Here is an 11,496-nt window from a genome sequence, read left to right on the forward strand (position 1 = left end):
TTTTATCCCCATTTAAAGCAAATGTTGCTTTTAATCACCATTTGACTCAATCGAGCTAGGAATACCATTGCCCATTCTGCTAATACTTTTCATTCTAGTGCCCATCATTGAAATTGGCGTGTTTATTCAAGTTGGAGGATTTTTGGGATTGTGGCCAACCCTTTTAATCGTGTTAGTCACTGCTGTTTTAGGGGTTAATTTGCTCAAGCAACAAGGTTTACGCGCATGGATGGATATTCAAACCTCAATGGCGCAAGGTAAAGTACCCGCAGTGGAAATGGCTTCAGCAGCTCAGTTGCTATTTGCCGGCGGCCTGTTGCTGACACCGGGATTTGTTACTGATGGCGTGGGCTTTGCGCTTATGGTGCCCGCAGTAAGACTCGCGTTGGCTCAATACCTCATGAACCACTGGGCAAAAAAAGCAACCGTTGTATCGAGCACAAATTTCTACTATACCAATGAAACACAACGTTCCGACGGATCACCTATTAACGAGTCGCACAAAAGGCCCGGCAACCGCACCATCGAGGGTGAGTTTGAGGACCGCTCTGACAAATAAGCGCTGAGTTGACCTGCGAGTTTGGGTCAGAATGTCCTAGTTGAACATCAATTTAGCAACCTTTCTCGAACTCATAAGCGGTAACGATCTCGTCCAAACACCGATTAAAAAGATCTCGCAAGACCCCGCCTAAGTTATTAATAACAAATAATTTTTCCAATTATTCTGGCCTCCTGCTAAGCTTATATTATTGAGGGGAGCTGACAACTTATGGATTTTATTTGGATTCTGTTTGCGTTTGCATGCGGAATGATTGCCAAGCTTGCGAACGTGCCATCGCTGATCGGATACTTATCCGCCGGCTTCATATTGCATTTCATTGGCCTAGAACCGCTTGAAAACCTCGATTTGCTGGCCGATCTGGGTATTTCCCTCATGCTTTTCACTATTGGATTAAAACTCGATATCCGCGATTTACTCAAACGTGAAATTTGGCTGAGCGCGTCCGCTCACATGATTTTGTGGTGCTGGCTGATTTTTGCATTGATTTTCTTACTCGGTCTGGTGCTCGGTTCACTCGCGTTTAACCTCGATATGCAATCCCTCGCGATTCTTGCTTTTGCCCTGAGTTTCAGCAGCACAGTGTGTATTTTTAAGGTACTTGAGGATTCCGGTGAACTCACTACACGTCATGGCCGACTCGCGATCGGTGTACTGATTATGCAAGACATCATCGCGGTTTTATACCTAGTTTCTGTAACCGGGAAAGTGCCTTCATTTTGGGCATTGGGCCTGATTGGACTTTGGTGGCTGAGACCCATTTTATTGAAGCTCCTTGAAAAAGCGGGACACAGCGAATTATTGCCTTTAGCCGGGTTTACCATAGCGCTGGGTGGTTACGAATTATTTGAATTGGTTGGCATCAAGGGGGATTTAGGTGCACTGGTGATCGGCGTATTACTGGCAGGAAATAAAAAAACCGCAGAACTCGCCAAATCGCTAATGAGCTTTAAGGACTTATTCCTAATCGGCTTTTTCTTGTCCATCGGCTTTACCGCACTACCCGATTGGTCGATGTTAATCAGTGCCTTAATTTTGTGTTTAGTGCTGCTATTCAAATTCGTTTTATTCTTCTTTATTTTTGCGATGGTTAGGCTGCGAATTAGAACTACTTTTCTCGCTTCATTAGCACTCACAAACTACAGCGAATTTGGACTCATTGTACTCGCGTTAAGCGTTGAAATGGGGTTGATTGGCGCTGACTGGTTGGTGATAACAGCCTTGGCTATTTCAATTTCGTTTGTGATTACTGGCATTGCTTATCGCCATGCGCATACCCTTTTTACTGATAAAAAGGACTACTTGAAGCGCTTTGAGTCAAAACTACGACTGAGAGAAGATGTTTATATTCAACCTAAAGATGCAGAGATACTTGTCCTTGGTATGGGCCGAGTTGGCCGTGGTGCTTACAGCGCGCTTAATCAATTAGTGGGGGAACGAGTTTGGGGAATGGATGCTAATAGAGACCGAGTTCAAGAGCAACGTCGTAATGGCTTAATGGTGTTTCAAGGCGATGGAGAAGATCCTGATGTTTGGGAAAACTTTAACTTGTCTCAAATAAAGTTAGTTCTTCTCGCTTTACCTTCAGTACAAGATATCAAAAATATCACCGAGCAACTTCGCTACGCAAAATACGACGGAAAAATCGCGGCGATTGCTCGCTATGAGGACGAGAAAAAATTATTACTACAAGTGGGCATCGATTCGGTATTCAATTTCTTTACCGAAGCCGGAACTGGTTTTGCTGAAGAGTCACTGATGATGATCGAAGGTCAAAAGGACTTTAGCCACAATCAAGCTGAAACAACACCTTAATTACAGTGTCGATTATCGGACGACTCAGCAATGTTCAAGAAGGTGATTACTCAATTACCGAGTCGTACTCTAAATCCTGCATTAACAATAAACCCATCATTACGAGACCAGATATCGGTTGTCCAGCGACCACTTGGCGCTCGTTCTAACAGTAGCAAAGGATCTTCTTTAGTCTGACGAATATTTAATAGGTTTTCAGCGTTTACAAACCAACTAATTTTGCCAACCGTAATTTCTCCAAGTAATCCTAAATGCCAATAAGGTTTGCTCTCGTTGCGGTAAGGGTTACTTTCTAACAGCTGCTCTCCTGTATAATAAGCTTCTAGTCCCAAGCGATAGCTTCCATGTTCTTCCCACATGGCCACAAATCCCGCCGAATGTCGGGGAGTTAGAGGTATTTCGCTTGAACGCGCGTCGACCGCACTTTTTCGATTTGAATCAAGAAATACGTAACTCGCGGTCAGTTTAAAATGACCCGATTTATACCTCAGCAAAACTTCACTACCGTTTATGCGTGATTCTTCAACTGAATTGATTAGACGTACTCTGTCAATGGCTCCGCCGGAGATGGATGCAATAGGTTCCAGTTCCGTGACGCCATCAACTACTGAGCTAAAAAAGGTTACACCCGTTTCGACTTTACCAATATCGTAATTTATGTCGAGAGAATACGTTTCAGCCTGCTCTTCTTTTAAAGCCGCTAAAGGTGCAAGCCTGGACAATCCAGCCGCTTCAATATCTTCAACAAACGGCGTAGGTGCATAATAACCTTGTCCATACGATCCACGGATAGTCCAGTCATCGGGCTTAAATAGAATGGATATTCGCGGGCTAAACTGTGTCCCATACTCACTGTGCCAATCGATGCGACCGCTCAATGCAGCAACGATTTCGTCACTGAAATCATAATCTACCTGGGAAAAAAGCCCTGGAATATCATAGGAGTAATTAAATACCGGAAATGTATCTGACTGAAACTCTTCTGATTGAAGTGCCACACCCACAACCCAATTTGATTGTTTTGTGTACCCCGATAAGCTCGTTTCGATTAGAATGCTACGATGTTCGTCTAACTCGTCAGTGGTACCAAACTGATGTTCATGTTTTTGATCCATTATCGAGGCACGTGCATTCCAATTCATTTCTGTCAAAGGTTGGTCATACACCACGCCCAAATCATAGCGCTCGGAATCTAATGATCTCTGAAAAGGATTTCCGTCGTTTAGCACTCTACCGGGGAGTGTTCCACCATCCCTCTGTTCGGTCATCATCCCTAAAGTCGCGTAAGCTCGCTGACCATTATCACCATTCCAAAATAAGCGTGGTCTTGCGCTAATTCTTTCATAGCCGGCTAAATCAGCCCAACCGTCACTATCTAAGTCTTGTTTACTTTGCGAATGTACGCCGACCGTCAGTGATGAACTGAAGTTCTCATCCTTAGGCATAGCAAAATAAGTCGTTAAATCTTGTCCATCGCGACTAGTAAAATTCAGCAGTACTTCGCCTTCAAATTCTTCTTTTGGTCGTCGGGAAATTAGGTTGATTACTCCACCTAATGCAGAGCCACCATAAAGCGACGAAGCCGAGCCCTTGATAATTTCCACACCAGCTATATCGGTTGGTGGGATTTGTAAAAGTCCAATTGAGGCAGTTTGCCCACCATATAGTGGTAGCCCATCACTTAATAGTTGAGTGTAGCGACCATAAAGTGCTTGCAAACGAATATTCGCACTACCGAGTGCCGGCGATGTTGTTTGCACACGTACCCCGCCAGTTTCAGCGACTAGCATTGAAATATTCCCCGGCCTCATCAAAGCCTTTTCTTCAATTTCTTCCCGGTTTATAAGCTCCACACGGATAGGCTCATCGTCAACCACTCTTCCAAGCCTAGTCGCCTGAATCACTAGAGTTTCAGCTGATTCATGTTGATGTTCATGTTCATGTTCATGTTCATGAAGATTAGTCTCTTGAGGGTAGCTTTCAGCGACAATATTAGTCTTCGATTGCTGATCGAGAGCCTGAGACTCACTTTGGGAAGAATATGAGTGCGAGAGCGGAAAATAATTCAACAGTGATATAGCAGAGACAACCAAGAATGAATTCTTTTTCGGCATATTTTTACAACAACCTTTATGGAAACAAAAAAGCAGATAGTCTAGGAAAGTAGTTTATCTGGTATCAGTACGTAAGCACCAGTCTATAGATCACAAGTTGAGTCCGAAAACTAATTTGAGAAAGGCATTTGACTTGCTTTATCGCCTTAGCTCTTGCCTCAAGGAGCAATCACAGTTACTAATTTCTTATCGATTAATTCGGGCAAGTCTCTCTGATTAATTTCCTTTGCTAGAATCTCCTCAGAACTCACCGATGCTACCCCAATCCAGGTATTTTTACCCCCAGTTTTAGCCGCATACAAACAAGCATCAGCAAGCGATACTAGTCCCCGCCAACTAATTTGACGTTCGCTTTCTAGTATCGGCGGATAACTCGCAAAGCCGATTGAACAAGTCAGGGAAAGCGCTTCGCCTTGGCTTAAAATAAATGGTTTATCTGAAACCGCTTGTAGCATTCTTTGAGCTAAAGAAGTCGCATCATCACGGTCAATAAACCGCGCAACCGCCACAAACTCCTCACCACCCCAACGCACGAGATAATCAGATTGACGAAAGACATCGGCCATTCTTTGTGCCAACTGAATCAGCACCATGTCACCCGAATTATGACCATATTGATCGTTAACCTGCTTAAAATTGTCCATATCAATAACAAACACGACGATATCTGATTGCCGTGGTTGAGCTGTCTTTTTGTCACGCCACTCGCGGTACACACGATGGCTTTGCTCAAGATCGGCATTGATGTGATTTTCCAAGAAGCGTCGGTTATGAATTGCCGTCAGCTTGTCTGTTAAGCTTATGGCCTCCATTTCTTGATAGGCTTTCGCTAGCTGCTGGTTTTTAACTTCGAGTTCCTTTGTTCGGGTTTTTACTAGCACTGACAGCTTTCGATTGGTTCGCTTTTGCATGTAACGGCCGTAGAGTAAAAATAACGAGACAAACGCTGCGATAATAATCGTAAACCATAAATTTCTTGAAGACTGTTCGAGCGCCTTCTCTTTTTCTAATAATTTGATTTGCTGTGCGCGACGAACAAACTCTGTCTGCGCTTGGGCTCTGGCTATTGCATCTAACCGCTTATTATTGAGTATTTCATCCTCTAAGGTTTTTTGACGTTGAAGTGCTGCAAACGCATCTTCAAGTGAGTTGGCCGCTAAATAGACTTTTACACTCAAGGCCTCAATTCGCGCTTCCGTGGCTTTTTCTTGATTAACTTTAACTTGCTTTAACGCAGCCTCAATATTTAGCAACGCCGACATATAATCCTTAAGCCGATAATCGATTTCAATTGCAAGCTCGTAGGCAATCACTAGTAAGCTTCTGTATCTTCCTTTGATTGCGCGTTGGATAATGGCGTCATTAAGCTTTTTTGCTTCCAATAAGTTGCCCAACTCCATTTCTAATTCTGCTAAAGAGTTAAGCGCCCAATCAGTATCCCTTGGCGTCTGAATTTTCTTGAATAATTCAAATGCTCGATTGATGTGTTCACGAGCAAGATTAAATTCTTTTTGCGAAAGGTGTATGCGTCCTATTTTGTGATTGGTATAAGCAATATCTTTTTGATTACCACTTTCTTGATCAATTTTAAGCACATCTTTGAAGTACTTTAGTGCTAGTTCATCGTCCCCCATCTTACGGCGAATATCACCAATGTTGTATAAACTGCTTGCGACACCTGAAGTATTTTCTAGCTCGTAGTTTAGTTCCAACGCTTTTTGGTGAGCTTGTAATGATTCTTCAAACTGGCCCATTCGTTCCAACACAACTCCAATACTATTATAAGTATTACTAATCGACGCTTTATCATTAAGCTGCTGAAAAATCTGCATTGCCCGGTAAATATACTCCAGTGCTTCGGAGTAATTCACTTGATAGCGATAGGTAAGACCGAGTTGTCGGTAAGCGTTTGCTAACTTCCCTAACGCACCGACCTCTTGAAAGATTTCGATCGCACGATTAAGCAGGGCCTGAGACGCATCGTACTGGTTACGCTCCATCGCATTTCTCGCCAGCTGATAAAACGCCTCGCCTTGAAAACCAATTCGATTTTGGATTTGAGCTTGATTCAGAAGTTGATTGGCCAAAATGTCGGCATTATCCATATCACCCTTATTTCTCGCTTCGACAATACTCGATCGAATACTTTCAAGATCATCCGATTGCTGAGCGACGGACTCAGTGGCTAAGAGCAAGCAAATCAAGCTCATAATCAATATGAATTGTCGAATTAAGCTCAAGATCATTTCCACTCAGACAAACACATATTTAAACCAACGCCCATATAGTATAGTCATAAAGCCACTGAAGTATTTTCGAATTACTCGAAAGTTTCAATCGGAGCGAGCAGCGCTTCCCAATCATGTTGTTTGAGTGAAGCGCTCGTTTCTTGCTCCTGATAAAGCTCATTGGCCAGTTCAGCTTTACGTTTTTGCAACTCTTGAATTCGTTCTTCGACTGTGCCCTTGCTGATAAGTTTATAAATAAAGACTGGTTTATCTTGACCGATGCGATGCGCGCGGTCACTCGCTTGTGATTCGGCGGCAGGATTCCACCAAGGATCAAAATGAATCACTGTATCAGCTTTTGTTAGATTCAGTCCTGCTCCACCGGCTTTTAAACTAATTAAAAACACATCCGCTTTTCCCGCTTGAAAATCATTAACGAGCTGGCTCCGATTTCGGGTTTTTCCCGTCAATTGGAAATAACGAATCGATGAGTCTTCGAGTGTTTCGGCAATTAAATCTAACATACTCGTAAAGCTTGAGAATAAGAGGATCCTTCGGCCGCTTTCGATCATCTCAGGCAGTGTCGTCACGAGCCAGTTGAGTTTTGCTGAGGCTTGCGATTCATCATCAAACAATTGACCTTGCACCAAACCCGTGTGACAACAAATCTGTCGTAGACGTAATAAAGCATTACCGATTAATAATTGGTTTTTTCCTATACCACTCAAGCTGAGCGCCTTTTGAATTTCATCCATCATTGCTAATCTGACAGTTTCATATTGATCGGCTTGTGCTTGAGTCAGATCAATTAATTCTTCGAACTCAGTCTTTGCGGGTAAATCGGTCGCCACTTTCGCTTTAGTTCGTCTCAGCATGAAAGGCGCTATTCGCTGACTTAGCGCTTTTTGGCGAACACGGTCATTCTCTTTTTCTATCGGTATTTGAAATAGGCGTTTAAATTGAGATTCATCACCCAAAAAACCTGGCATAAGAAAGTGAAACAACGACCAAAGTTCTCCTAAATGGTTTTCTAATGGTGTACCAGTTAGGCACAATCGGTGGGTTGCCTGCATGGAATAAGTGAGCTTTGCTATTTGGCTGCGCGCATTTTTAATCGTTTGTGCCTCATCCAAAATAATAAAATACAAGCCCAAACTATCAAGAATGTCGATGTCGCGCAGTAGAACACCATAACTGGTAACAATTAGATCGCAGCTCGCTAATTGTTGTCGCTTTTGATTTCGCTTTGCGCCAGACCATTGAATCACTCTCAACTGCGGTGTGAAACGCTTGGCTTCAGCAACCCAATTTCCTAATAAACTAGTGGGCGCAATCACCAGCGCAGGCGCTTGCATCCTTCCTTCATTTTTTTCGATTTGTAGATGAGAAAGAGTTTGTAATGTCTTACCCAGCCCCATATCATCGGCCAAAATTCCCGCCAGTCCTTCGGCTCTTAGTGCTTGTAGCCAAGCGAGGCCTTGTTTTTGATACTCTCTCAGCTTTGCCTGGACATTACTTGGCGACTGGAGTGATTTTGGTTTCGCTAAAGTATTGAGTCGATGAGCTTTGCTTTTCAACCAATCAGCATTATGCCAGTGAGTTTTCTGACCTAATTGACTTTCTATGATGCCGATACGAGCAAATTGGTTATTCGGTAACTTTAAAAGTTGTTCCTCATTGAGTGGCTGTTTCTCCGCTAACTCCACGAGATTTGCAATTATTCCCTTAAGGCGCTGACCCTCGAGAATGATGCGCGTTCCATCGGCTAAGTTTATTGCTAGGTCAGAAATAGTTTGATCCGATTGCAATTCACTTTGCTGCCATTGGCCTCGATTAATGGCTTCAACAATATAGGGTAAGACATTAACCGAATGTCCATCAACAACGACTCCGAGTTCTAAATTAAACCACTCGGATAATGGCTCGTTGTGAGTAGGATTAGCAACCGTTGAAGAAACCTGACTATACCAACGTTCAATTTTTTTCTGATTTAATTTAAATTGTTTATCAAAAACAATCTGCCAACCTTCCTTTTGTAATCCGTGCAAGAGGATAAACCAATGCGAGAAGTCACCTTCAAGCACCCTATCGCCGATATCAAACTTTCTCCATACGGGCGGCTCAAACTTTGAGGCGATTCCCGGCATCCAATCAAGTTGGTGAAGCCAGCCAGCTAACTCCTCAATCAGCTGTGTATCGAAATCGCCCGATAACGATTGCCACCTCAAAATTTGCTCTAGCGAAAACTCAATTTCATTGGCCACAAAGCTCACTTTGGCAATATCTAACTCCAATAAGGAAGAGTGATTAGCGAATTGTTTATGCCAATTAAAGTAGAGGGACTCACTGGTCACTCGTATTATCGGAGTCAACTGATAGTCTGAGTTATTTTTAAAATAGTCTGCTAATTGAAACGCCTGCGAATTATTCAGCGCTTCTAGGATGATCACTCGACTGGAAGCTTTGTCTAAAAATATGCCGTCAACAAGCGCTAGCCAGTGATCTTCACTTTGGCTAGCAAAATGACTGCTCAAAGGTTGACGATGACAGCTTTTCCAGAAGCAACGACCAGTATCCAGTAACATTCGCAAAATTTTTGAGCCGCTATTTCCTTCAAGACGTAGGCAATTATCTTTTAGTAAAAGACTTGAATCATTGCCTTCTAGCACGTCATTTATCAAGCAGAGTATTTGTTGATCCGTTTGGCTAATAAATTTCGGCAGCTTTGATTTCTGGATGATGCTCAGCTCAAGCTCGTCTTTGCGCAGGTACTCATTTTGTTGGGTTAAGTACGCCTTATGTACCGACACCTGGATGGTCTGATCGTCATCACTTAATAAATAAACCACCCTATGCCGAGCCATATTTGGATAGGGGTCATAGACCTGCTCACTAATCCATTGGGTCAAATAAGCGGTTTCATTGGCAAAATGATTTTGTTGCTTGAGCGGTGGAGGTAGTCTTTCTAACCGCGTTTTTGATTCTATTGCCAAGGCGGCTAAATGAATACAACGATTTGACTTTTTCGCAGAAAACTCTTCGCAATCACACTGATCGCTCGCAGGCGCCTCTGATAAAGGCCACGATAGATGAGATTTTTTAAGTTGACCGTCTTCTAAAAAATAGCCTTCTACCCGATTCTCATCTTGATGAAACTGCCACTCCATCAATAAATCATCAAGCAATATCCCCATGCCAGCATAGAGTTGAGGCAATGAAAAATATTGGCTGAGATGGTCGGTCGGCCCTTTAAACGCCAAAGGTCGGGTTAGCAATGTTCTTCCTGAAATTGACTATTGATTTAGTGATGTAACCAGAAAGCATATCAAGATTAAAAGCTGGTGGGAATCAAGTACATAAAATAATTTGAACTAAGACACTGTTTATCGCAAATTAAAAAAGCCGCCATTGGCGGCTTTGTCTCGAATAACAACTAAACCCCGAACTTCTAGTAGTCTCTTGGGCGTTGCACATTCTCTAAGTTCCGATTTCTGTCAAAGTGTATGTCAACGGACTGGCTAATACTTGACCAGCTAATATTAAACCGTCTAGTAACGGACAGACTGGTCGCAGAAAATTAGACCTTTTAATTAAACAAATTATTGCTTTCGCATATTTAATGAGAAGCTTACTGGAACTGCATAACTAATCGACGGTAGTCCGGCTAATTCTCGTAATTTGTCGACACCCGCAGTTAAGCCAAACTGTCGGCTATCTAAAACTACCGGCTTGACACTCTGAATCAGCAAGCCACTCTCCAGCGCTACAATCAACAGCTCAATATTCAAATCAACCTTTTTGCCATGTAAGTCCAATGATGCCTTAGCCGACTTGCGAATGGATTGGCCAACTTTCATTTTATTGATAGCGGTTAAGTCTAATTTTGAAGATAACGTGGCTGAAGAAAACTGACTGGTTTTAAACAAAAATTCTCGCATTCTCTCATCACGAATCGGGATCAGCGTGTTAACGGAACTTAAATCAATCTCAACAGTGGCGGTGCCATCTGTGGCAATCTCCGCTTGAAAACGGTCAAATTGATGAGTTTCTACAACATGTTCTAACTTCGTTGAAAGAAAATTGATTGAAGAGTCAGTACCATCAGACTTCCAAGCAGCCAGAGCAGACAGTGGCAAAAAAAGCAAACACACGCTAATAAATTTAAACATCGTCAATTCCTTAGTTTTTATTGAAAAGCTGCAATACAGCTAAAATATTTAAAATTGCTTATAAATCAATACGATAGCGAAAAAATAAGGGCGTTCCCTAATATTTCGCGACCCATTCGGCTGATATCCTCACTCAGATACGTATTTTGAAGCGAAATACACCAGTTTCACACTAAATATCTCTAAAAAAATGAAAAATTAGCACTCTTAGGGGTTGAGTGCTAAAAAATAGTCCCCATATTACCCCACAACAAAAATTAAACATCAATTGATCATCAATATATCGATATTCATTAGGAGAACATTCAATGAGCATTCGTCCTTTACACGATCGCGTTTTGGTTAAGCGTTTAGAAGATGAAACTACCAGTGCTGGCGGCATTGTTATTCCAGATAACGCAAAAGAAAAACCAAGTCGCGGTGAAGTTCTAGCAGTTGGTAACGGCAAACCTTTGGACAACGGCGAAGTTCGCGCGTTAGACGTAAAAGTTGGCGACAAAGTCCTTTTTGGTAAGTACGCCGGCAATGAAGTTAAAGTTGAAGGTGAAGAATTACTAGTGATGCGTGAAGACGACATCATGGGAATTATCGAGTAAGCAATTGCTTACTTT

General features: G+C 42.5%; 7 protein-coding genes. 3 read left to right on the forward strand and 4 right to left on the reverse strand.

Translation table 11 applies throughout. The annotated features are described in order from the left end of the window. Positions 1-67: 67 nt before the first annotated feature. Both FLL45_RS21460 and FLL45_RS21465 read left to right on the forward strand, forming a co-directional pair. Positions 68-559, forward strand: a complete 492-nt coding sequence (locus FLL45_RS21460) for an FxsA family protein (protein WP_142944117.1) — start codon at positions 68-70, stop codon at positions 557-559. Between the two features lie 210 nt (positions 560-769). Next, positions 770-2,374: a cation:proton antiporter family protein gene (locus tag FLL45_RS21465; protein WP_142944118.1), complete on the forward strand. Its 1,605-nt coding sequence runs from the start codon at positions 770-772 to the stop codon at positions 2,372-2,374. A gap of 50 nt (positions 2,375-2,424) precedes the next feature. Here the strand turns inward: FLL45_RS21465 and FLL45_RS21470 are convergent, their stop codons facing one another. The 4 genes from FLL45_RS21470 to FLL45_RS21485 all read right to left on the reverse strand — a co-directional run bounded on the left by FLL45_RS21470 (position 2,425) and on the right by FLL45_RS21485 (position 10,885). Beyond that, positions 2,425-4,488, reverse strand: a complete 2,064-nt coding sequence (locus tag FLL45_RS21470) for a TonB-dependent receptor plug domain-containing protein (RefSeq protein ID WP_142944119.1) — start codon at positions 4,486-4,488, stop codon at positions 2,425-2,427. Positions 4,489-4,646: 158 nt separating this feature from the next. Then, complete coding sequence (locus FLL45_RS21475; RefSeq protein ID WP_185964584.1) at positions 4,647-6,728, reverse strand: tetratricopeptide repeat protein; 2,082 nt, start codon at positions 6,726-6,728, stop codon at positions 4,647-4,649. An 80-nt stretch (positions 6,729-6,808) separates the two neighbouring features. After that, positions 6,809-9,991, reverse strand: a complete 3,183-nt coding sequence (locus FLL45_RS21480) for a DEAD/DEAH box helicase (RefSeq protein ID WP_142944121.1) — start codon at positions 9,989-9,991, stop codon at positions 6,809-6,811. A gap of 324 nt (positions 9,992-10,315) precedes the next feature. Beyond that, positions 10,316-10,885 carry a YceI family protein gene (locus FLL45_RS21485; protein WP_142944122.1) on the reverse strand — a complete coding sequence of 190 codons (570 nt, stop codon included), beginning with the start codon at positions 10,883-10,885 and terminating at the stop codon, positions 10,316-10,318. Between the two features lie 308 nt (positions 10,886-11,193). On the opposite strand from FLL45_RS21485, the gene groES reads away from it, so the two are divergent. Then, a complete protein-coding gene (gene groES, locus FLL45_RS21490; protein WP_142944123.1) occupies positions 11,194-11,481 on the forward strand; it encodes a co-chaperone GroES in 288 nt (95 codons plus the stop codon). Positions 11,482-11,496: the final 15 nt, after the last annotated feature.

The sequence above is a fragment of the Aliikangiella marina genome, from assembly GCF_007004765.1.
Classification (GTDB): Bacteria; Pseudomonadota; Gammaproteobacteria; order Enterobacterales; family Kangiellaceae; genus Aliikangiella; species Aliikangiella marina.